The following is a 23,058-nucleotide window of genomic DNA, read 5'->3' on the forward strand; positions in this document are numbered from 1 at the left end:
GCAGGCTTTATTTATGCTAGGTGTGGTGGCATGACGCTTGACACCCCCAATATCGGCCCGAAACGCCCCGTTATCCGCCAACTTGACGATGCCGCCGCCAACCGCATTGCGGCGGGCGAGGTGGTGGAACGCCCCTCCTCTGCCGTCAAGGAACTGGTGGAGAACGCCATCGACGCAGGCGCCACGCGGGTGGATGTGGCCTATGCCGATGGCGGCAAGACGCTGGTCCGCATCACCGATAACGGCTGCGGCATGACCGCCGAAGACCTGCCGCTGGCGCTGTCGCGCCATGCGACCTCGAAGATCGACGGCTCGGATCTGCTGAATATCCATACCTTTGGTTTCCGCGGCGAAGCCCTGCCCTCGCTGGGGTCGGTCGGGCGGCTGACCATCACCTCGCGTGCGGAAGGCTATGATGCGGCCACGATCACCGTGAACGGCGGGCTGATCGGCGCGGTGAAACCGGCAGCGCTGAACCGTGGCACCGTGGTCGAACTGCGCGATCTGTTCTATGCGACGCCCGCGCGGCTGAAATTCATGCGCACCGACCGTGCCGAGGCACAGGCGATCTCGGATGTGATGAAGCGGCTGGCGATGGCCGAGCCGAAGATCAGCTTCACCCTGCGCGATATTTCCGAAGGCCGGCGCGAGCGCGAGATCTTCCGCTTTGACGCCGAGCAGGGCGAAATGTTCGATGCGCTTGGCATGCGTCTGGCGCGGGTCATTGGCCGCGAATTTGCCGATAACGCAATCCGGATCGACGCCGAGCGCGAGGGCATCCGGCTGACCGGCTATGCGGCGTTGCCCACCTATTCGCGGGGGGCAGCGGTGGAGCAGTATCTTTTTGTGAACAACCGCCCCGTGCGGGACAAGATGCTGATCGGCGCCCTGCGCGCGGCCTATATGGATTTCCTCTCGCGCGAGCGTCATCCGGCGGCGGCGCTGTTTGTCAGCTGCGATCCCGAGCGGGTCGATGTCAATGTCCACCCCGCCAAGGCCGAGGTCCGTTTCCGCGAATCCCAAGTGGTGCGCGGGCTGATCGTCTCGGGTCTGCGGGCGGCTTTGGGGGGTGCCGGGCATCGTGCCTCGACCACGGTGGCCGATGCGACGCTGGCGGCATTCCGCCCCGAAGCGATGCCCGATCCTGTCGCCCAACAGCCCAGCTTTCCGCGTGTTTACCAGATGGACCGCCCCAGCATGGGGGCCACCCGCGCAGCCTATGCCGCCCAAGCGCCCGATTTCCAGCCCGCGCCCGCCTATCCGGCCCGCGCCTACCCTTCACAACCGCAGGACGGCTTTGCCGAAACGACCGCCTTCCACGAGGCCCAACCCGGCTACGACAGCCCCTCGGCACGGTTCGAGACCGCCCCCGCCCCTGCCGATCTGACCGCCCGTCCCTTGGGGGCCGCGCGCGCCCAGCTGCATGAAAACTACATCGTGGCCCAGACCGAACGCGGTATGGTGATCGTGGACCAGCATGCCGCCCATGAGCGTCTGGTCTATGAGCGTCTCAAACGCCAGATGGCCGAAAACGGCGTGCCTGCTCAGGCGCTATTGATCCCCGAGATCGTCGAGCTTTCGGCAGGGGATGCCGCCCTTCTGCTGGAACATGCCGAGGTGCTGGCCAAGCTGGGCCTCAGCATCGAGGAATTCGGCGGCCATGCGATTGCCGTGCGCGAAACCCCTGCGATCCTTGGGGAAATCAACGCCGAAAACCTGCTGCGCGATGTGCTGGACGAGCTGTCCGATCTGGGCGACAGCCAGCTGGTGCAGGCCAAAATCGAGGCCGTTCTGTCGCGTATGGCCTGCCACGGGTCCATCCGCTCGGGGCGTCAGATGCGCGCCGAAGAGATGAACGCCCTGCTGCGCGAAATGGAGGCCACGCCCCATTCCGGCCAGTGCAACCACGGCCGCCCCACCTATGTGGAACTCAAACTTTCCGATATCGAGCGGCTGTTTGGCCGCACCTGACCCAGTGGACCCGACCTGTGCAAACCCTGCTGAATGAACCTGTGGCGCTGGGGCTTGCGGCCCTTGCGCTTGTGCTGCTTCTGGCGCTGGTCGCCACATTGCGCCGTGCAGGGCGAGCCGAAGGCGCGCTTGCACAGGCCCGCGCTTGGGAGGGCGAGGCGCGGCGCATGCGCGAGGCGCTTTTGATCGAGGAAGCCAATTCCCAGCGTCTGCCCGATGTGATGGACGAGCTGCGCCAGACCCGTGCGCGGCTGGAGGGCGAATATCGCCACCGCGTGCAGGCCGAACAGGCCTTCCATTCGCTCAAGCGCGAACATGAGGCGCGGCTGGAAGAATTGCGCGGCATGAAGCGCGAGATCGAGGACCGGTTTTCCCATGTGGCCTCTGGCGTTTTGCAGCAGAACTCCGAAGCCTTCCTGCGGCTGGTCTCCGAGCGATTCCAGACCCATCAGCAGGGCGCGCGTGAGGAACTCGACCGCCGCAGCAAAGCCATCGAACATCTGGTGAAACCGCTGGACCAGCGTCTGGGCGAGATGGGTGTGAAGATCGCCGAGCTGGAAAAGGCCCGTGGCGAGGCTTACGGCGCGATCCACCAGCAGGTGCAGGCTCTGGCCGAGGGTCAGGCGCATCTGGGCCTTGAGACCCGCAAGCTGGTGCAGGCGCTGCGCGCGCCAAAAACGCGGGGCCGCTGGGGCGAGATGCAGCTGCGTCAGGTTTTTGAAATGGCGGGCATGACGGAAAATGTCGATTTCCATCTGGAACAGCATGTGGCCACAGATGAGGGTGCGCGCCGCCCCGATGCAGTGGTGCATATTCCGGGCGGGCGCTCGATTGTGGTGGATGCGAAGACGCCGCTTGAGGCGTATCTGGATGCGCTCGACGCCGAGACCCCCGATCAGCAGGCCGCGCAACTGGCCCGCCACGCCAGCCATATCCGCACCCATGTCAAACAGCTCGCCTCCAAATCCTACCAGTCGCAGATCGAGGGCACGCCCGATTTCGTGGTGATGTTCATTCCCGGCGAAACCTTCGTGTCGGCCGCCGCCGAAGCCGACCCCGGCCTGATCGACTATGCCTTTGCGCAGAAGGTGCTGATTGCCACGCCCACCACGCTGATGGCGTTGGTGAAGGCGATCGCTTATGGCTGGCAACAGGAACGCATGGCCCGAAACGCGTTGGAGGTGCAGAAAACCGCCCGCGACCTCTATGACCGGCTGAAGGTGTTCGGCACCCATATGGATGGAATCGGGCGCGCGCTCACCCAGTCGGTGGACCGCTACAACAAGGCCGTCGGCTCGCTCGAGGGGCGGGTGCTGCCCGCCGCGCGGCGCTTCGAGGTGATGGGCGTGGTGCCCGAGGAAAGCAGCATGGACAGCCCCGGCTTTGTCGAAGCCCATCCGCGCGGCCTCTCTTCGCCGCTTCTTGCCGATGATACGTCGCAAGCCTGAGATCCAAACGATTTCGCTTGCCGGAGGATCGCGATAGCGCAACACTACCGCTATATGGAGGACTTTCCCATGATGACGCTATCCCCGTCCAAACTTGCCACGATCATCATCCGTGCCCGCAAATTCGATGCCGATATTCCCGGCAGTGGCAAGGCGCGCGAGCTGAAAAGCTTTATCGCGGCCCTGAACGAGGACGAACAGGCCGAACTGACCGCAATCATGTGGATTGGCCGCGATACCTACGAGCCGGAAGATCTGGACGAAGCCATCGAAATGGCGAAAACCGAGGCTACCGTCCCGACCGAGGACTACCTTCTGGATAACCCGCTTCTGGCCGACCATCTGGAAATGGGCGCCGACGCGCTGGGGATCGATCTGGATGCCGCAGAGGAAGAGACCTTCCCCACGGTCTGAGCCGCGCCGGAAAACATGGACCGGACATCTCTATTTTTGTCAGATTAGTGAGGCCGCTTAGGGGTTTTGTCGTCTCTGCGGCCTTGCACAGCGACCTAGGTGCAGGCTACGAAAGAGATAGTTCTTTCGGATCTTTGGCATGCGCGCGCTTTTTTGTCTGATTCCTGCTTTGCTCTGGGCCGAGACGGCTTCTGCCCTGCCGGATGGCGGGTTCCTGCTGGCGACCCCCATTCTTGACAGCCAGACGACAGACCCGCGCTATATCCATCTGCAGATTGACGGCACCACCATCACGGTGACCTATGCCTCGGTCAAAACGCCCGATGTCACGACCTGCCGCGATACCGGCTATTGCGACATGCTCTGGGATGGGCTGAAGCTGCGCTATTCCGAAAAAGACGGCACCATCAAGATCACCGATCGCAATGTCACGCGCGACGACAAGCCCAGCGATGCCAATCGCAAAAGCGGCGATCCGACAGCCGATCAGAAACTCTATTACGAGCCGCTGATCCGGCGCATGAACGGTGCCAAGCTGACCGGCGATGCCGCCGGAGGGTTCACCCTGACCACCGATCTCGGCCAGACCAGATTCACGCCGCTCCCGCGCGAAGGCCTGCCCCTGCTGACGGCATGGGTCAACGAGACCGGTGCCGATATGGACCAGCTCGACTATTGTGACGTGCCACAATTCTCGCAGCTTTATACCTTCGATGCGGGGCGCAGCTTCCGCGAGGCGCTCGAGGTCTTTGCCGCGCTACAGGCCTCGGAGGCCGCCGCCAACCGCATGGGACTGATGGAGCCTCCGGACGAGGCCTCGAACCGCGAAACTCTGGGCAGCGCCTTCGAGGCGCGCCGCCCCGCAACCATTCTGGAAATGGCGATGTGGCGGCTGACCATCGAACCCGAGACGCCGCTACAGGATATCATCGAAGATATCAGCCGCCAGATCGGTACGCCGGAATCTATGGCGGTCGTAACGCCCCTTATTCCCGCGCTTCCCGCAGCCGCAGCCTATAAGGCCAAACTGCGCGCGATCCGCGACGCGGGCACACCGCTGAATGCGCCGCTCTGCATGGATATGACCTTGGGGCTGCGGCAATAGCATCTGTGGCGGCGACATCCCTGCCGAGACATCGCGCAAATGCAAAGGCCCCACCCGAGACGGGTAGGGCCAGTTCGCCAGAGTTTTCCCTTAGAGACAATAAGTGAAAAGGCGAAGGGTCAGGCGGCCAGTCGATAGCCGCCGGATTCGGTCACCAGAAGGCGCGCATTGGTGGGATCGGGTTCGATCTTCTGGCGCAAGCGGTAGATATGGGTTTCCAGCGTGTGGGTGGTCACGCCCGCATTATAGCCCCAGACCTCATGCAGCAGGATATCGCGCGGCACCACACCATCGGGGGCACGGTAGAGGAACTTGAGGATATTCGTCTCTTTCTCGGTCAGGCGGATCTTCTTGTCCTTATCGTCGACAAGCAGTTTGAGCGAGGGTTTGAACGTATATGGGCCAAGCTGGAATACGGCGTCTTCCGACTGTTCATGCGTGCGAAGCTGGGCGCGCAGGCGGGCCAGAAGCACGGGGAATTTGAACGGCTTGGTGATGTAGTCATTGGCCCCCGAGTCGAGACCCAGAATGGTATCGGCATCGGTGTCATGGCCGGTCAGCATCACGATGGGGCATTTCACGCCCTGCTTGCGCAGCTTCTTGCACAGCTCGCGACCATCGGTATCGGGCAGACCCACATCCAGAAGGACCAGATCATAAAGACCCGCCTTGGCCTTCTCGACAGCTTCGGCACCATTGCCCGCTTCGAAGACGTCGAAATCCTCCGTCGCGACCAGTTGCTCGGCCAGTGCTTCGCGCAGATCGGTATCGTCATCCACCAGAAGGATTTTCTTCAAACCTGACATTCATGCCTCCGTTCCGGCGGACAGGCCCTTCAAGGGTCACGGCACCGCCAAGTCGTTACTTACATTCTTCGGGTTAGACTTTGTGCCGATGCGCGAATTCGGCAAGGGGGGTGAAATCTTTCTCACGCGGACGTGTCAAAATCACGAGATATGTTTCAATTTGTTTCAGCCCCCGCTATCAGTTTCGCATGATGACCGGTTCTCTTTGCCCCTCGCCTGCCGAACGACTCAATCGCGCCCGCGCCGATTTGCGCATGGGGCTGCCGGTCGTGCTTGATGAAACGACGCTGGCCGCCTCGGTGGAAAGCCTCGATCCGGCGCGCCTTGCGGCGATGCGTGCGCTGGGGCCGCTGACCCTTGCCATCACCTCATGGCGGGCCGAAACGCTGAAGGCCCGCGTCTATGACGGGGATCTGGCCCGTATCATGGTCCCCGAAAGCGCCGATCTGCGCTGGCTACAGGCCATCGCGGACCCCGCGGACGACCTTGCAACCCCGATGAAGGGGCCTTTCAGAACCCAGCGCGAGGACGACGCCTCGGTTGCGCGAGCCGCGATCCGCTTGGTGAAATCGGCCCAGCTTCTGCCTGCCGCGCTTCTGGTTCAGGTGGCTGACGCGCCCGAGGGCCTGACCCGCCTGACCGTCACCGAAGCGACGGAAGGCATGGCGAACGAGGCCCGTTTCGCGCCTGTCTCTGCCGCACGGGTGCCGTTGCGGGCCTCCGAAGCGGGGCGCGTGCATGTGTTCCGCCCCGATAATGGTGCCGAAGAGCATTATGCCATCGAGATCGGCGCGCCCGACAGGATGAAGCCCGTTCTGGCGCGGCTGCATTCGGCCTGTTTTACCGGCGACGTGCTGGGGTCCCTGAAATGCGATTGCGGCCCGCAGCTTGATGCCGCCTTGCGCCAGATGGGCGAGGCAGGGGCCGGTGTCCTGCTCTACCTCAACCAAGAGGGGCGCGGCATCGGGCTGGCCAACAAGATGCGCGCCTATTCGCTACAGGATCAGGGATTTGACACAGTGGAGGCCAATCACCGGCTGGGCTTTGAGGATGACGAGCGCGATTTCCGTATCGGGGCGGCGCTGCTGAAACGGCTGGGCTTTTCCCAGACGCGGCTGCTGACGAACAATCCCAAGAAGGTCGCCATGTTGCAAAGCCACGGCATAGATGTGGTGGAGCGGGTGCCGCTGAAAGTCGGGATGAGCCGCTTCAACGCCAATTATCTGGCAACCAAAGCGGCAAAATCGGGGCATATCCTGTGATGCGCCTCACGCCGCGGGGGCTGTGGATGCGCGGGCGGGTTCTGCCGGTGGAAATCGGTCGTGGCGGGCTGTCGGAGGACAAGCACGAGGGCGACGGGGCCACGCCGGTCGGGACACTCCGGATTGTCGGCATGCGCTACCGCGCCGACCGGATCGCCGCGCCTGCGGCCTGGGCCATACCCATCGGGCCGCGCGATCTGTGGTGCGATGCCTCCGGCCATCCCGCCTATAACCAGCAGGTCCGCGCCCCCTTCCCTGCCAGCCACGAGATACTGCGTCGCGCCGACCCGCTTTACGATATCATCCTGCTGACAAGCTGGAATTACCCGCAGGCAGAAGACGGCAAAGGCTCCGCCATTTTCCTGCATCAACGCCGCCGCGCGGGCTTTCCGACGGCGGGCTGTCTGGCCTTTCGCCGCGATCACCTGATCTGGCTGGCGCAGAATGTGGAACAGGGCGAGACCCTCGTGATCCCGCCCCTTGCCTGTTACCCGCATCGGCACACGGCCAAGCCGCGCGACAAGGCCTAGGCTTTGGCGTAATCGCGCGCGCCGAAAATGGCCGATCCCACACGCACATGGGTCGCCCCCGCCGCAATCGCGTCCTCGAAATCCGACGACATCCCCATCGACAGCCCCCAAAGCCCGTTGCGGCCTGCCATCTCGGCCAGCGCATCGAAATGCGGGCGGGCGGGGGCGCCCTCGGGGGGGATGCACATCAGCCCCTGCACCGGCAGGTCCATCGCAATCAGCTCTTTCACGAAGGCGTCTAGATCCTCGGGCAGGATACCGGCCTTCTGCGGCTCGCGGCCCGTATTCACCTGCACGAAAAGATCGGGCGTTTCACCGCGCTCCTGCGCCAGATGGGCCAGCTTCTTGGCCAGCGACATCCGGTCGACCGAATGGATCGCCTCGAACAGCTCGACCGCCAGCTTGGCCTTGTTCGATTGTAGCGGCCCGATCATTTCCACCCGCACATCGGGATAGGTCTCGCGCCAGCTTGGCCATTTGCCTTGCGCTTCCTGCACGTAGTTTTCCCCGAACAGCCTGTGGCCCTGCGCCAGAACGGCCTCGACACGTTCGGCAGGCTGGACCTTGGAGACCGCGATCAGCTGCACCGACCCCAGCGCACGCCCCGCACGTTTCTCGGCGCTCGCGATGCGCTCGATAATGTCTTCCAGCCCCATGATCCTGTCCTTTGCCTAAACCTCGTCGGGCGCAAGACACCACGCGACAGACAAAAAGGCAAAGCACAAATGCAAAAGAGCGGGCACAAGGCCCGCTCTTTCCGTTCAATCCGGTTAGGGATTAGAACGAGAACTTCATGCCGAGGTCGTACATGACATCGGTGTCGTCCAGGTTCGAGTCAGCGATACCGCCTTTGACCGACAGACCGCCGCCCAGATCGTATTCTGCGCCCAGACCGTACCAGGTCACGTCGTCCGAACCGTCTGCGAAGTAGGTGTTGTCGTCCAGCTCAGCGTATTGGACGTAGCCACCGAAGGTCCATGCGTCCATGGTGTAGTCGGCGCCGATTGCGAAGTAGTTGTCAACCGGGTTGTCTTTGCCGCCTTTAGCGTAGACTGCTTTTACGTTCAGGTCGTTGAACGCGCCAACAAATGCCAGCTCAACCTGGTCCATTTTGTTTGCGGTGTCTGCCGAAACAACAGCGGTTGCTGCGTCGTAGTTGTACAGGCCGGTGACGAAGTTGCCAGCATCGTTGCTGTCAGCATATTCGTAGCCGATACCGAAGGTGTAGTTCTGCCAGGTGTAGGCAGCTGCAACAGCCATCTCTTGGTGATCGTTCTGATCGGTGTAGCCTTCTTTGCCATCCGAGAACGATGCTGCCAGCGAGATCGGGCCGGTCGAGTAGGTGTACAGCAGAACGGGGTTTTCGTTGCCTGCAACGCCGAGGTTGCTGTCGCCGGTCAGGTACGCGATGTCGTTGCCGAGACGGCCTTCTTCGTCGCCCAGATCGGTGTAGCCAACTTCGTAGAAGTCGCCCCACAGTGCTTCGGGTGCGCCAACTGCGTCGCCCATTTCAACACGGCCGAACGAACCCGAAACGAACACGGTGCCCGCGCCGCCTTTGGATGCCGAAGCGCCGTTTTCGTCTTCTTGGTCAACACGGAACGAACCGCCGAATGCGATACCCGAGTCCGACTCACCCGACAGGGTGAATTTCACACGTGCACGGCTCGAGAAGTTGATCGCGTCGTCAACCGACTTGACACCCATACGGCCATCGCCCGAAAGCGAAACTTCTGCTGCTGCGACGCCTGCGGACAGGACCAGAGCGGTCGTCGCGAAGAGAACCTTTTTCATCGTTTTCCCTCATTGTCTCTAAGGTCAGCCCCAACTCAGGGAAATCCGAATTGGGTATGGCAGTCTTTTCACCCTCTGCGCCGCGCAATGCAACGAAAAGCAAAGCCTCGTGAGCACAGGCATATTTGCGTGGTGCACTCTTGCCACACCCCGCCACACGGCGCGGCCCCGCCAATGCGCCCTTTTCCGGCAGTGTGATGACGAATGTTTAAAGGGAAATGCCTTGTCCCCTCTTGGGCCATAAGATAAGGACAAAACCAATAGACGACACTAGATCCTGCGCGCGTGTATGAAGTGTGTGTGGCAGGCGATCAGGGGGCAGCGTTTTGATGACGATCCAAAAGACCATCCGCATGACGGCAGTTGGCGGCCTTATTCTGTCTCTGGCTGCATGCGGCCATAATTTCACGTGGAATCAGAAAAATGCGCCCGAGGGCGGATATCGCGATGTTTCGAAAGAATCGCATATGAGCGATGATGTCGAAGGCGCGACCCGCACGAATCCGGCGGATCGTGGCCCGCGTTCGACGCTGTTCGATCTGTTCAAAAACAATGACGACCCGAATGTGACGGTCGAGGTGAACAAATATATCTGGCAGGCCAGCCTTGATGTGCTCGATTTCCTGCCGATCCAGTCGGTCGACCCGTTCACCGGCGTGATCGTCACCGGCTATGGCACCCCGCCCGGCGGTGGCCGTGCCTATCGTGCCACGATCCATGTCACGGACCCGGCACTGGATGCGCGCTCGTTGAAAGTCGCGCTCGAATCGCGGGGCGGGACGGTATCGGCGGAAACCGTGCAGGCGGTCGAGGATGCGATCCTGACCCGCGCCCGCCAACTGCGCGTGGCCGATTCGAAGCTGTAAGCGGCCCCGACAGAGGTTCCGAAACGCCCGGCCAAGTGCCGGGCGTTTTGCATAGGGGCCATGCTTTATCCCCAAGCTGTCTGGACCTTGGCCCTGTGGACAGTGTAGCAAGCACGTAAATACAGTAATTCGCAGCTCAAGGGGCGAGACATGGCGCAATACGCACCGAGCCAGACCGAACAGAAATGGCAAGACGCATGGGCGGAGGCCGGTGTTTTCACCGCTAAGCCCGATGCCGATAAAGAGAAATACTATGTGCTCGAGATGTTCCCCTATCCGTCGGGGCGCATCCATATGGGCCATGTGCGCAACTACACCATGGGGGATGTGGTTGCCCGTTACAAAATGAGCTGCGGTCTGGCCGTGCTGCACCCGATGGGCTGGGATGCCTTCGGGATGCCCGCCGAGAATGCCGCGATGGCCTCGGGCGGTCATCCGAAAGACTGGACCTATGCCAATATCGAGACGATGAAGGGCCAGCTGCGCCCGCTGGGCTTCTCGCTTGACTGGACGCGCGAATTCGCGACCTGCGATCCGGAATATTACGGCCAGCAGCAGGCGATGTTCCTTGATATGCTGGAAAAGGGTCTGGTCTATCGCAAGAATGCCGTCGTGAACTGGGATCCGGTCGATATGACCGTTCTGGCCAATGAGCAGGTGATCGACGGCAAGGGCTGGCGCTCGGGTGCGGATGTCGAGCGTAAGGAACTGACGCAATGGTTCTTCAAGATCTCCGATATGGCGGGCGATCTTCTGGATAGCCTCGAGGGGCTGGACCATTGGCCCGAGAAGGTGCGCCTGATGCAGGCCAACTGGATCGGCAAGTCGCAGGGTCTGGAATTCGGCTTTGAAACGCTGAACGCGCCTGCCGGTTTCGAGACCATCGACTGCTATACCACCCGTCCCGACACACTGATGGGCGCGGGATTCGTCGGGATCTCGCCCGATCACCCGCTGGCGAAAGAGCTGGAGAAGGGCAACCCGGAGTTTGCCGCTTTCCTCGCCGACTGCCGCAAGGGTGGCACCACCGAGGAAGCCATCGAGACCGCCGAGAAGCTGGGCCGCGACACCGGCATCCGCGTGAAACACCCGCTGGACCCGAATTGGGAGCTGCCCGTCTGGGTCGCCAACTTCATCCTGATGGATTACGGCACCGGTGCGATCTTCGGCTGCCCCGCCCATGACGAGCGCGATTTCGAATTCGCCACCAAATATTCGCTTCCGATCACCCCTGTTTTCACCGCCGAAGGCGCGGATGAGGCGGCACTGACCGAAGCCTTCGTGCCTGCCAAAACCGAGAAGGTCCGCTATATCCGCGGTTTCGCGGGCGCCGAGGTGCAGACGGGTGAAGAAGGCGTGGCGGCTGCGATCAAGGTGGCCGAAGACAAGGGCTTTGGCAAAGGCGTGACCAAGTTCCGCCTGCGCGACTGGGGCCTGTCGCGTCAGCGCTATTGGGGCTGCCCGATTCCGGTTGTCCACTGCCCGACCTGCGGCGTGGTCCCCGAATCGAAGGCCAATCTGCCCGTCCGCCTGCCCGATGACGTCACTTTCGACGTTCCGGGCAACCCGCTGGACCGTCACCCGACATGGCGCGATTGCGCCTGCCCGAAATGTGGGGCAGCGGCCAAGCGTGAAACCGATACGATGGACACCTTTGTGGACAGCTCGTGGTATTACTCGCGCTTCACCTGCGCGCGGGCCGATACGCCGACCACCGACGAGACCAAATACTGGATGAATGTCGATCAATATATCGGCGGCATCGAGCATGCGATTCTCCACCTGCTGTACTCGCGCTTCTTCGCCCGTGCGATGAACGAGACCGGCCATCTGCCCGATTCGGCCCGCGAGCCCTTCAACGCGCTGTTCACCCAAGGCATGGTGACCCATGCGATCTTCAAGACCACCGGAGCAGACGGTCGCCCCGTCTATCATTACCCCGAGCAGGTCGAAGAGCGCGAAGACGGCACCTATGTGAAGGAAACGGGTGAGAAGGTCACCGTGGTGCCCTCGGCCAAGATGTCGAAATCGAAGAATAACGTCGTGGACCCGATGAATATCATCCGCGATTTCGGTGCCGATACCGCACGCTGGTTTGTTATGTCCGACAGCCCGCCCGAGCGTGATGTCGAATGGACGGCGGCCGGAGCGGAAGCCGCCAGCAAGTTCCTTGCCCGTGTCTGGCGCATTGCCAATGACATCGCGGAAGGGGCCGATGGCGATGCAAAGGCCGATGAGGACCTGATGCGCGCGACCCATAAGGCCATCGATGAAATCACCAAATCCATCGAGGGCTTCGCCTTCAACAAGGCCATCGCGAAACTCTATGAACAGGCCAATACCCTGTCGAAAACGCAGGCCTCGAATGCGGCCCGCCGCGAGGCGATGAAGCTGACCGCGCAGCTGATGTCGCCGATGGTGCCGCATTTGGCCGAGGATATCTGGGCGCTGATGGGCGGTGAGGGTTTTGTCGTGAAGGCCGCTTGGCCCAAGGCCGATCCGGCGCTGGTGGTGGATGACAACGTCACCCTGCCGATCCAGATCAATGGCAAGCGCCGCTCGGAACTGAGCGTGCCGAAGGATATGCCCAAAGACGAGGTTGAAAAACGGGTTCTGGCAGACGAGCATGTGCAAAAGGCGCTGGCCGGTGGTCAGCCCAAGAAACTGATCGTTGTTCCGGGGCGTATCGTCAATGTGGTCATCTAACCGCCGAACCTTCCTGCTGGGGGCGCTTGCCGCCCCCGCTTTGGCCGCTTGCGGCTTCACTCCCGCCTATGGCCCGCAGGGCGGTGGCGCGAAACTCCTGTCGGCCTTGCAGGTCGATGCCCCCCAAAGCCAGGACGACTTCGCCTATCGCCGCCGCCTGTCCGAACGTCTGGGTCCGGCGCAAACTTCGCGCTACCGCCTGTCCTACACGATCACCACCGGCGTCATGGGGCAGGCCATTAGCCAGGACGATGTGACCAACCGCTATTCGCTCAACGGAACGGCCACCTACCGGCTGTATGATATGGCCAATGATGCGGTCCTGTTGACGGGGCGTGTCAGCTCCTTCACCAGCTGGTCGGCAACCGGCACCATTGTTGCTACCCAGACCGCCGAGCGCGACGCCCATAAACGCCTGATGCGTATTCTGGCAGACCAGACCGTGACACGGCTTCTGGCGCAGGCCGGATCGCTTCCCGAATAACCCCATGCGGGCCGTTCCGGCCTTTGCAAGCAAGACCGGCCCAAGAAAGACTCTGGCATGAAACTGACCGGCGCCGCTGCCACACGCTATTTTGCCAAGCCCGATCCAGACCGTATGGGGCTGCTGATCTTCGGGGCGGATGCGATGCGGGTGGCCTTGCGCCGGCAAGAGATGTTGAAGGCGCTTCTGGGGCCCACCGCCGAAGAAGAGATGCGGCTGACCCGCATCGAAGCCTCCGAGCTGCGCCGCGACAGTGCCTTGCTGGCCGATGCCGTCAAAGCCGTGGGCTTCTTCCCCGGCCCTCGGGCGGTTTTCGTGGAACAGGCAACCGACGGTCTGACCGATGCCATCGCAGCGGCGGTCAAGGACTGGCATGCGGGGGACGCACAGATTGTGGTCACCGCAGGGTCGCTGACCGCCAAATCCAAGCTGCGCAAGGTCTTCGAGACCCACCAGAACGCCTATGCCATCGGCATCTATGACGACCCGCCCTCGCGCGAGGAAATCGAGGATATCCTCAAACGCGCGGGCATTGCCCAGATGACGCCCGAGGCCACGACAGACCTGCATAACCTCGCCCGCGCCCTTGATCCGGGTGACTTCCGGCAAACGGTTGATAAGCTTGCGCTTTATATGTATGGCGAAAGCGCCCCCGTCACCCCCGCCGATATCCATGCCTGCGCGCCCGCCACTATCGAGGCAGGCACGGATGATCTGTTGAACATCGTTGCCGAAGGCCGCGCCAATGAGCTGGGGCCCATGATGACCCGCCTGACCGGTCAGGGCATCCAGCCCGTCGCACTTGCCATTCAGGCGCTGCGCCACTTCCGCGCCCTCCATGCTGCGGCCTCCGACCCCGGCGGCCCCGGAGCAGGCATCGCCAAGATGCGCCCGCCCATCTTCGGCCCGCGCCGCGACCGGATGCAAAGACAGGCGCAAAGCTGGGGCATGTTCCGTCTGGAAGAGGCGCTCCAGATCCTGATCGAGACCGACCTCACCCTGCGGTCCGCCTCGCGCACACCACAAATGGCCCTGATCGAGCGTGCCTTCCTTCGGCTGTCGATGATGGCCAGACGATGACGGCGCTGGTCATTGGCGCAGGCCCTGCGGGGCTGATGGCCGCCGAACAGATCGCCCGCGCAGGCCATGCGGTGACCTTGGCAGATGCGATGCCCACGCCCGCCCGCAAATTCCTGATGGCGGGCAAATCCGGGCTGAATCTTACCAAAGCCGAACCGCCCGAGGCCCTTGCCGCCCATTACCCCGAGGCATGGATCCGCCCCTATGTCACCTCCTTCGGCGCCGCGCAGATGCAGGCCTTCGCCCGCGACCTCGGCATCGACATATTCACGGGCTCCAGCGGACGCGTCTTCCCCACCGGCATGAAAGCCTCGCCTTTCCTGCGCGCTTGGCTCGCCCGCCTCGACAGCCTCGGCGTCACAAGACACCAGCGCTGGCACTGGACGGGCTGGGACGGCACCGCCGTCCTTTTCAACACCCCCGACGGCCCGCAAAGACTAACCCCCAAGGTCTGCGTCCTCGCCTTGGGCGGTGCCTCATGGCCCAAACTCGGCTCGACAGGCGGCTGGACCGACGCGCTCAAGGCAAAAGGCGTCCTCCTCACCCCCTTCCAACCCGCCAATATGGGCTTCCACATCGACTGGTCGCCCCATATGCAGCCCCATTTCGGCAACCCGCTGAAATCCATCGCGCTCATTACCCCGACCCGCAGCCTGAAAGCAGAATGCGTTCTCTCTGCCCGAGGGCTGGAAGGCGGCGGCATCTATGAACTCTCGGCCGAATTACGCAATGGCGCCCCGCTGGCACTGGACCTGCTGCCCGACACGCCACTCGACGCACTTGCACAGAAACTCGCCAAACCCCGCGGCAAGGCAAGCCTCTCCAACCACCTGCGCAAAGTCACCAGACTCGACCCGACCAAGCTGGCACTCCTGAACGAATGGGCCCGCCCGCTCCCACAAGACCCATTCCAACTGGCCCAACGCCTGAAACATCTCCCCGTCCCTTTGGGCGCGCCCTTCCCGATCACCGAAGCCATCTCCACGGCAGGCGGCATCGCCGCCACGGCCCTGACAGACGGCCTCGAACTCACAGCCATCCCCAACACTTTCGCCGCAGGGGAAATGCTCGACTGGGAGGCCCCGACAGGCGGCTACCTCCTGACCGCCTGCTTCGCCACCGGATATGCCGCAGGCCGCGCCGCCGCCCAAAGGCTCTCGAACCTTCCAGCTGCCGGAAATATCCCGGGGTGAATGGCCCGCAAGGGCCAGAGGGGCAGCGCCCCTGCCGCGATTGTATCCATCACAAGCCCCCGCTTGACGCGCCAGAGCATTCCCCCGACTGTGGCCGCAAGACAGGGAGCCCCCATGCAAAACCAACGCCTTTTCACCCCGATCCTGATCGGATCCGCCATTATCCTGATGATCAGCTTCGCCATCCGCGCAAGTTTCGGGGTCTTCCAGATCCCGATCGCCGAAGAGTTCAGCTGGCCCCGCGCCGAGTTCTCGCTCGCCATCGCCATCCAGAACCTGTTCTGGGGGATCGGCCAACCCATTTTCGGGGCCATCGCCGAACGTTTCGGCGACCGTCGGGCAATCATTCTGGGGGCCTTCCTTTACGCCGCAGGGCTGGTCTTTTCCTCCTTCGCGACAACGGCTCTGCAACACCAGTTTCTTGAAACCCTCGTCGGGTTCGGCATTGCGGGCACAGGCTTTGGCGTCATCCTCGCCATCGTCGGGCGGGCCAGCTCCGACAAGAACCGGTCTCTGGCGCTTGGCATCGCCACGGCCGCAGGGTCGGCGGGGCAAGTCTTCGGTGCCCCTCTGGCCGAGATCCTGCTGGCCTTCATGAGCTGGCAGAGCGTCTTCATAATCTTCGCCCTGATGATCCTTGCCACCCTCTCCCTGCTGCCCATGCTGCGCGCCCCCGAGGCCAGCGCCCCGAACGGTCCGAGCGAAAGCATGGGGCAGGTGCTGGGCCGCGCGTTCCGCGACCCGAGCTATTCGCTGATTTTTATCGGCTTCTTCTCCTGCGGCTACCAGCTTGGCTTCATCACGGCGCATTTCCCCGCCATGATTACCGAAATGTGCGGCGCCATCGCTCCCGGCTCGCTTCTGGCAGGGCTCGGCATCGAGACAACCTCGGCGCTTGGGGCGGTCTCGATTGCCGTCATCGGCATGGCCAATATCGCAGGCACCGTCTTTGCGGGCTGGGCCGGCCATCGCTGGTCCAAGAAATACCTGCTGGCCACGGTTTATCTGGGCCGGACGATTGCGGCAGGGGCCTTCATCCTGTTGCCGATCACCCCCGCCACTGTGCTGGTCTTCTCGCTGGTGATGGGCGCGTTGTGGCTGGCCACGGTGCCGCTAACCTCGGGGCTGGTGGCCCAGATTTACGGGCTGCGCTATATGGGCACGCTCTACGGGGTGGTGTTTTTCAGCCATCAGCTTGGGGCGTTTCTGGGCGTCTGGCTGGGCGGGCGGTTTTACGACATCTACGGCAATTACACCGCGGTCTGGTGGGTGGGCGTCGGGGTCGGGCTGCTCTCGGCCATCATCCATCTGCCCGTGAGAGAACGCCCGCTGGACCTGCAAACCGCCTGAGCCAGCACGCAACGAAAGCCCCGCATCTGCGGGGCTTTTTCCTTCAGGCACCGCTTGTCGCGTCAGAACGCATAGCTTACCCCGATATTCACCGCATTGGTGACAAGATCCGTCGTCAGGCTGCCGCCCTGCTTGAAATCCACATCATTGCGCGACCATGTAAACTGGTATTCGCCAAAGGCCGACCAGCGTTCGGTAAAAGCATAGCTGACGCCCGCGCCCAGCCGGACCGCAGGACCGCCCAGCTGATACCCCCAGGTGCGGTCATTGGCCGTCACCGTCTCAACATGCGGGATGGACACCCCGACCCCTCCCAGCACATAGGGCGTCACCTCTGGCCGCAGCACACCGGGCCAGCGATACATCACATTGACCGTGGCGATATTCAGCCCGTCCGAAAACTCGAAATGCGACATACCGGCCTTGGCCAATGTGGCGCGATCGGCATAGACCTTGGTATGCGTAAACTCCGCGCCCCAGCCAAAACGGGCATCCTGCCAGCGGGTGATACGCGCCCCCCAGTAATAGGGGGCCGTCCAGGAGTTCCCGTCCCAACCGGCTGTAAAGTCGCGGTCACCAAGGTCGAGATGATCGCGGATCCTGACCCCCGAATGCGGAGCGGACTGGCCGCCCAGATAGACCGAGACGTCCGTTTCTGCCAATACGGGTTCAGCCAGCGCAAGCCCCGCGCACCCGCAGGCGACAATTCCGCAGGCAACGCCCCTTGCACGGACCCGCATCGCTCATACTCCCTTTCTGGTACGCAATGGCTTGGCCCGACGCAGCGCGAAAACCTGCGCCGGAAGCCCCGCTCCTGCGGCAAGAACCGGACGCATCCCGCGACGGGCTGCACGACCCGCCGCTTTCGCGCCCCGTCGCAGCACCCGCCGCATGAAGCTTTCGCGCCGGAACAGGCCATTGCAGGCGATCCCCCAGATCGCGCCCGCCAGAACCTGCCAGATGTCATGATTATGCGACTGGATACGGCTGGCACCGGTGAATGCCGCCGCCAGAATCACCGCCCCCTTTGCCACAGGGCTGGAAAGCAGGCAGCTGTTCACAAGGCTTGCAGCCCCGAATGTGGCCGTCGCGGTATGGCCCGAGGGGAAGCCATAAGGCTTGCCATTGGGCCGCGTGTTCAGCGGAATATCCCCAAGCGTGCGTTTGGTGCCGTGAATTCCGGCAAACAGCACCGCATAGCGGCCCAGATATTCGAGGCCATTGCCATTGGCGATCTCGCAGCCCAGCGCCAGAACCGGCAGCGCGATTTGCAGGTGGTCACCATAGCGGCGCGGGCTGGGTGGGCTAAGCGCGATCACCAGCGCCAGAATCCCCATCACCAGAAGCGGCACCCGCTTTGCACGCAGGCGGCGGCCCGAAGACAGGGAAAAGCTGCGCAAAGGCTGGTTGATCATGGACCACTCCACAACATAAAACGTTGTGGAGTGTTTTCGGAAACGAACCTTACAACCAGATGACAGCCTGTCGGAAAAGGCCGTCTAGCGCGCGTCCTGATCCAGCCCCTGATCTAGCAGAGCCTGCAATCCGGTGCGATAATCGGGGTATTTCAGTGTAACGCCCAGCTCATCCTTGATGCGGTCGTTCTTCACGCGGCGCGATTCCGAATAGAAGCTGCGCGCCATCGGCGACATCTCGGCGCTATCGAAATCGACCACGGGTGGTTTGGGCAGGTTCAGCAACTCGGCAGCATAGGCCAGCACCTCGCCCGGATCGATGGGGCAATCGTCGCAGACATTCCACGCCCCCGCCAGATCGCGGCGCAGGATCGCGGCATGGACCACCTGCGCGATATCGTCGACATGGATGCGCGAAAACACCTGCCCCGGTTTGTTGATGATACGGGCCTTGCCTTGGCGCACCTTTTCGAAAGGGCCTCGTCCCGGACCATAGATGCCCGCCAGCCGGAACAGGTTGACCGGAATATCCGCGATCTGGCCCAGACGCGTCCACATCTCTTCGGCCTGAAGGCGGGCGCGCCCCCGCGCGGTAGACGGGGTCCGCTCGGAATATTCATCCACCCAGCCGCCCTCACGGTCGCCATAGACGCCGATGGTGGACAGATAGCCCATCCATTCGAGCTGCGGCGCATGGGCGATCTCCATCGCGGCGCAGGCCAGCACTGGGTCCATCTGGTCCTCGCCACGCTCGGGCGCCACGGATGACAGGATATGCGTGGCCTCATCCAGCGGCAGCACCGACGGATCATCAGGCGCGGTCCAGATAATCGGCTTGACCCCCTGCGCCTCGGCCAAAGCGGCACTTTCTTCCGTGCGGACGGTGCCATAGACCGTCCAGCCATTCTCGATCAGTGCAGGCGCAATCGCGCGGGCCGAATAGCCATGCCCGATGGAAAGAAGGGTCTTCATGGCTTTGCCTCGCTATGTTTGTCGATATGGCCCAGATCGCGGTCGGGTTCGATCACATCGCGGATGCGGCGCTTGATCTCTTTGGGTTCGGGGAAGCCGCCATCGCGCTTGCGCTCCCAGATCAGATCGCCATCCAGCCGGATTTCATAGACCCCGCCATAGCCGGGGATCAGCGAGACCTCGGCCAGATCTTCGGTGAAGGTCTGCAACAGTTCCTGCGCCATCCATCCGGCACGCAAAAGCCAGTTGCAGCCGGTGCAATAGGTGATCGAGATCTTGGGTTTTCGCATCTGTGTCATACGGAAGATGTAGCGCGGACAAAACGTCAAAACAACGCATGATGTTCGCACCATCTTGCGTTGTGGAAAAACCCAAGACACAGTGGGACATGGATATGAACACACTGAAAACATGGCCCGAAGCCGCCACGCGCCTGATTGCCGTGGCCGCAGGGCGCGCGCCCGCCGATCTGGTGATCCGTCAGGGCAAATGGGTCAATGTCCACACCCGCGAGGTGCTGGACGGCCATGATATCGCGATTGCCGATGGCCGCATTGCGGCCGTAGCCCCCGATCTGTCGGCCTCTATCGGTCCCGAGACAGAGGTGATCGAGGCCAATGGGCGCTTCATGCTGCCCGGCCTATGTGATGCGCATATGCATATCGAAAGCGGCATGCTGACACCGGCGGAATTTGCCGCAGCCGTGATCCCGCATGGCACCACGACCATGTTCACCGACCCCCATGAGATCGCCAATGTGCTGGGCCTTCAGGGCGTGCGGATGATGCATGACGAGGCCGCCCTTCAGCCGGTGAATATCTTCACCCAGATGCCGTCCTGCGCGCCCTCGGCTCCGGGGCTGGAGACGACGGGCTTCGAGATTTCGCCCGAGGATGTGGCCGAGGCAATGACCTGGCCCGGGATCATCGGCTTGGGCGAGATGATGAACTTCCCCGGAGTGGTGAATGCCGACCCCAAGATGCTGGCCGAGATCGCCGCGACCCAAGACGCGGGCAAGACGGTGGGCGGGCATTACGCCTCGCCCGATCTGGGGGCGCCCTTCCGCGCCTATGTCGCAGGTGGTCCGGCGGATGACCACGAGGGCACCTGCGAGGCCGATGCCATTGCCCGCATGCGGCAGGGGATGCGCGCGATGGTGCGGCTCGGGAGCGCTTGGTATGATGTGGAAAGCCAGATTACCGCCATTACCGAAAAGGGTCTGGACCCTCGCAATTTCATCCTGTGTACCGATGACTGCCACTCCGGCACTCTGGTCAACGAAGGCCATATGAACCGCGTCTATCGTCACGCGGTCGAGTGCGGGGCCGATCCGCTAGTGGCTTTGCAGATGTGCACGATCAACACCGCCACCCATTTCGGACTGGAGCGCGAGCTGGGCTCGGTCACGCCGGGGCGGCGTGCCGATATTATCCTGTCCTCGGATCTCAAGACCCTGCCGGTGGAACATGTCATCGCGCGGGGCCAAACGGTCGCGATGAATGGCACGCTGATGGTGGAGTGTCCGCATTACGACTGGCCGCCTGCGGCACGCCAGACGGTGAAGCTGGGCAAACGGCTGGACGCCGATGACTTCATCATCGCAGCGCCCGAGGGCGCCAATGAGGTCACCGCCCGCGTGATCGGGGTTGTGGAAAACCAAGCGCCGACCCGCGCGCTGACCGCCACCCTGCCCGTCACCGAGGGCCGCGTGGAGGCTCGGGGCGAGGTCGCCCAGATCGCGCTGGTCGAACGCCATCGCGCCACGGGACAGGTCACCAACGGGTTTGTGTCGGGCTTCGGCTATACAGGAAGGATGGCGATGGGCTCCACTGTGGCCCATGACAGCCACCATATGATCGTTGTGGGCACCGACCGCGAGATGATGGCCAAATGCGCCAACCGTCTGGGCGAGATGGGCGGCGGGATTTCCGTCTGGAAGGATGGCGAGGAGCTGGCCTCGGTGCCGCTGCCGATCGCGGGGCTGATGTCGGATGATCCGGCGGCCACCGTGGCGGGACGCGCCGATGCGATGGTCGCGGCGATGGCCGCCTGCGGCTGCACCCTGAACAACGCCTATATGCAGCATAGCCTGCTGGCCCTTGTGGTGATCCCCGAAATCCGGATCTCGGACCTTGGCCTTGTGGATGTGACGAAATTCGAACTGACGGAGCTTTTTGAATGAGTGAGCGCCTCGAAATCCAGATGCCCGCAACCGCCGAGCCGGAATTCTTTGATGATGCGAAGGCCGCCGTGGCCCGTGTGATCGCGCTTTACGAAGAGGCGACCGGCTTTCTGCTGGAGAAGTTCAACGCCACGATGGAAAGCGGTCAGGCCGCCACGCGGTATCGCGCCTTCTATCCGGAAGTTCGGGTCACCGTGGCCTCGCATCTCAAACATGACAGCCGGCTGAGCTTTGGCCATGTGCCGGTGCCGGGGGTCTTTGCCACCACGATCACCCGGCCCGATCTGTTCCGCAACTATCTGACCCAGCAGCTGGACCTGATGATCCGCAATCACGGTATCAAGGTGCAGGTGGGGCCCTCCGACACCGCGATGCCGGTGCATTTCGCCGTGGCGTCAAAGCCCGATGTGACGATCCCGCAGGAAGGCGCGCTTGATTTCTCGCTGCGCGATGTCTTCGATGTGCCCGATCTGGCGAATATGAACGATGACATCGTCAATGGCACCTTCACTGTAGGCCCCGATGGCACCAAACCTCTTGCGCCCTTCACCGCCCAGCGGGTGGATTATTCGCTGGCGCGGCTGTCGCATTACACCGCGACCTCGGCCGAGCATTTCCAGAACCATGTACTGTTCACCAACTACCAGTTCTATGTGGATGAGTTCGAGAAGATGGCCCGCGAGAAACTGGCTGATCCGTCTTCGGGCTATACCAGCTTTGTCGCTCCGGGGAATTTCGAGATCACCGATCCTCAGGGCGATATTCCGGGGCTGGCGAAACTGCCGCAGATGCCCACCTATCATATGAAGAAACCCGATGGTCAGGGGATCACGCTGGTCAATATCGGGGTCGGCCCGTCGAATGCCAAGACCGCGACCGACCATATTGCCGTGCTACGTCCGCATGCATGGCTGATGGTGGGCCATTGCGCGGGGCTGCGCAATTCGCAGAAGCTGGGGGATTTCGTGCTGGCCCACGCGTACCTCCGCGAAGACCATGTGCTGGATGATGACCTGCCGATCTGGGTGCCGATCCCGCCCTTGGCCGAGATTCAGGTGGCGCTTCAGGATGCCGTGGCCGAGGTCACCCGGCTTGAGGGCTACGAGCTCAAGCGCATCATGCGCACAGGCACCGTGGCCAGTATCGACAACCGCAACTGGGAGCTACGCGACCAGACAGGCCCCGTGCAAAGGCTCAGCCAGTCCCGCGCCGTGGCGCTGGATATGGAAAGCGCCACGATTGCCGCCAACGGGTTCCGCTTCCGTGTGCCCTATGGCACGCTTCTCTGCGTGTCGGACAAGCCGCTGCATGGCGAGCTGAAGCTGCCCGGCATGGCCACCGAATTCTACCGCACGCAAGTGGCCAACCATCTACAGATCGGGGTGCGCGCGATGGAACTGATCTCGGCCATGCCGCTGGATCGCATCCACAGTCGCAAATTGCGAAGCTTTGAAGAAACCGCCTTCCTCTAAATGGGTCT

At 62.6% G+C, this 23,058-nt stretch carries 21 protein-coding genes; 14 read left to right on the forward strand and 7 right to left on the reverse strand.

Features of this window, described 5'->3' with window-relative positions:
• Positions 1-30: 30 nt before the first annotated feature.
• The 4 genes from mutL to WDB86_RS09450 all read left to right on the forward strand — a co-directional run bounded on the left by mutL (position 31) and on the right by WDB86_RS09450 (position 4,938).
• On the forward strand, positions 31-1,971 hold the full coding sequence (mutL, locus tag WDB86_RS09435) for a DNA mismatch repair endonuclease MutL (RefSeq protein ID WP_406735769.1): 1,941 nt from the start codon (positions 31-33) through the stop codon (positions 1,969-1,971).
• Between the two features lie 17 nt (positions 1,972-1,988).
• Positions 1,989-3,419, forward strand: coding sequence for a DNA recombination protein RmuC (gene rmuC, locus WDB86_RS09440; protein ID WP_406735770.1), 1,431 nt, complete (start codon positions 1,989-1,991; stop codon positions 3,417-3,419).
• A 69-nt stretch (positions 3,420-3,488) separates the two neighbouring features.
• Complete coding sequence (locus WDB86_RS09445; RefSeq protein ID WP_339108710.1) at positions 3,489-3,833, forward strand: DUF3775 domain-containing protein; 345 nt, start codon at positions 3,489-3,491, stop codon at positions 3,831-3,833.
• Between the two features lie 139 nt (positions 3,834-3,972).
• Entirely contained in the window at positions 3,973-4,938 is a 966-nt protein-coding gene (locus tag WDB86_RS09450) for a hypothetical protein (RefSeq protein ID WP_406735771.1), read from the forward strand.
• 119 nt (positions 4,939-5,057) lie between these two features.
• Here the strand turns inward: WDB86_RS09450 and WDB86_RS09455 are convergent, their stop codons facing one another.
• Positions 5,058-5,744, reverse strand: coding sequence for a response regulator transcription factor (locus tag WDB86_RS09455; protein ID WP_339108708.1), 687 nt, complete (start codon positions 5,742-5,744; stop codon positions 5,058-5,060).
• Between the two features lie 188 nt (positions 5,745-5,932).
• On the opposite strand from WDB86_RS09455, the gene ribA reads away from it, so the two are divergent.
• Positions 5,933-7,006 (forward strand): GTP cyclohydrolase II, encoded by a 1,074-nt coding sequence (gene ribA, locus WDB86_RS09460; protein ID WP_406735772.1) that lies wholly within the window; start codon positions 5,933-5,935, stop codon positions 7,004-7,006.
• A complete protein-coding gene (locus WDB86_RS09465; RefSeq protein WP_339109457.1) occupies positions 7,006-7,536 on the forward strand; it encodes a L,D-transpeptidase family protein in 531 nt (176 codons plus the stop codon). Before ribA ends, WDB86_RS09465 begins: the two co-directional genes overlap by 1 nt.
• On the opposite strand, the gene WDB86_RS09470 is transcribed toward WDB86_RS09465, so the two are convergent.
• Positions 7,533-8,192: a YggS family pyridoxal phosphate-dependent enzyme gene (locus WDB86_RS09470; RefSeq protein ID WP_339108706.1), complete on the reverse strand. Its 660-nt coding sequence runs from the start codon at positions 8,190-8,192 to the stop codon at positions 7,533-7,535. The genes WDB86_RS09465 and WDB86_RS09470 overlap by 4 nt on opposite strands.
• A gap of 121 nt (positions 8,193-8,313) precedes the next feature.
• Positions 8,314-9,330: a porin gene (locus WDB86_RS09475; RefSeq protein WP_406735773.1), complete on the reverse strand. Its 1,017-nt coding sequence runs from the start codon at positions 9,328-9,330 to the stop codon at positions 8,314-8,316.
• 329 nt (positions 9,331-9,659) lie between these two features.
• Between WDB86_RS09475 and WDB86_RS09480 the strand changes: the two genes are divergently transcribed.
• The 6 genes from WDB86_RS09480 (at position 9,660) to WDB86_RS09505 (ending at position 17,009) form a co-directional block, all read left to right on the forward strand.
• On the forward strand, positions 9,660-10,196 hold the full coding sequence (locus WDB86_RS09480; protein WP_406721564.1) for a DUF3576 domain-containing protein: 537 nt from the start codon (positions 9,660-9,662) through the stop codon (positions 10,194-10,196).
• 150 nt (positions 10,197-10,346) lie between these two features.
• Positions 10,347-12,902 carry a leucine--tRNA ligase gene (gene leuS / locus WDB86_RS09485; protein WP_406735774.1) on the forward strand — a complete coding sequence of 852 codons (2,556 nt, stop codon included), beginning with the start codon at positions 10,347-10,349 and terminating at the stop codon, positions 12,900-12,902.
• Entirely contained in the window at positions 12,889-13,386 is a 498-nt protein-coding gene (gene lptE, locus WDB86_RS09490) for an LPS assembly lipoprotein LptE (protein WP_406735775.1), read from the forward strand. Before leuS ends, lptE begins: the two co-directional genes overlap by 14 nt.
• 57 nt (positions 13,387-13,443) lie before the next feature.
• A complete protein-coding gene (holA, locus tag WDB86_RS09495) occupies positions 13,444-14,466 on the forward strand; it encodes a DNA polymerase III subunit delta (RefSeq protein WP_406735776.1) in 1,023 nt (340 codons plus the stop codon).
• Positions 14,463-15,659 (forward strand): TIGR03862 family flavoprotein, encoded by a 1,197-nt coding sequence (locus WDB86_RS09500; RefSeq protein ID WP_406735777.1) that lies wholly within the window; start codon positions 14,463-14,465, stop codon positions 15,657-15,659. The genes holA and WDB86_RS09500 overlap by 4 nt, the downstream gene beginning before the upstream one ends.
• A gap of 114 nt (positions 15,660-15,773) precedes the next feature.
• Positions 15,774-17,009 carry an MFS transporter gene (locus WDB86_RS09505; protein ID WP_406735778.1) on the forward strand — a complete coding sequence of 412 codons (1,236 nt, stop codon included), beginning with the start codon at positions 15,774-15,776 and terminating at the stop codon, positions 17,007-17,009.
• A 62-nt stretch (positions 17,010-17,071) separates the two neighbouring features.
• On the opposite strand, the gene WDB86_RS09510 is transcribed toward WDB86_RS09505, so the two are convergent.
• The 4 genes from WDB86_RS09510 to WDB86_RS09525 all read right to left on the reverse strand — a co-directional run bounded on the left by WDB86_RS09510 (position 17,072) and on the right by WDB86_RS09525 (position 19,695).
• Positions 17,072-17,671, reverse strand: a complete 600-nt coding sequence (locus WDB86_RS09510; RefSeq protein ID WP_339108698.1) for an outer membrane beta-barrel protein — start codon at positions 17,669-17,671, stop codon at positions 17,072-17,074.
• Positions 17,672-17,752: 81 nt separating this feature from the next.
• Positions 17,753-18,424, reverse strand: a complete 672-nt coding sequence (locus tag WDB86_RS09515) for a phosphatase PAP2 family protein (RefSeq protein ID WP_406735779.1) — start codon at positions 18,422-18,424, stop codon at positions 17,753-17,755.
• Positions 18,425-18,508: 84 nt separating this feature from the next.
• The gene (locus WDB86_RS09520; protein WP_406735780.1) at positions 18,509-19,396 is read right to left on the reverse strand and encodes an SDR family oxidoreductase; all 888 of its coding nucleotides are present in this window, start codon (positions 19,394-19,396) and stop codon (positions 18,509-18,511) included.
• Complete coding sequence (locus WDB86_RS09525; protein WP_339108695.1) at positions 19,393-19,695, reverse strand: SelT/SelW/SelH family protein; 303 nt, start codon at positions 19,693-19,695, stop codon at positions 19,393-19,395. Before WDB86_RS09525 ends, WDB86_RS09520 begins: the two co-directional genes overlap by 4 nt.
• Positions 19,696-19,784: 89 nt before the next feature.
• On the opposite strand from WDB86_RS09525, the gene ade reads away from it, so the two are divergent.
• Both ade and WDB86_RS09535 read left to right on the forward strand, forming a co-directional pair.
• Positions 19,785-21,578 (forward strand): adenine deaminase, encoded by a 1,794-nt coding sequence (gene ade, locus WDB86_RS09530; RefSeq protein WP_406735781.1) that lies wholly within the window; start codon positions 19,785-19,787, stop codon positions 21,576-21,578.
• A complete protein-coding gene (locus WDB86_RS09535) occupies positions 21,575-23,050 on the forward strand; it encodes an AMP nucleosidase (protein ID WP_406735782.1) in 1,476 nt (491 codons plus the stop codon). The genes ade and WDB86_RS09535 overlap by 4 nt, the downstream gene beginning before the upstream one ends.
• Positions 23,051-23,058: the final 8 nt, after the last annotated feature.

It is taken from the genome of Thioclava sp. GXIMD4215 (assembly GCF_045291555.1).
Lineage (GTDB): Bacteria > Pseudomonadota > Alphaproteobacteria > Rhodobacterales > Rhodobacteraceae > Thioclava > Thioclava litoralis.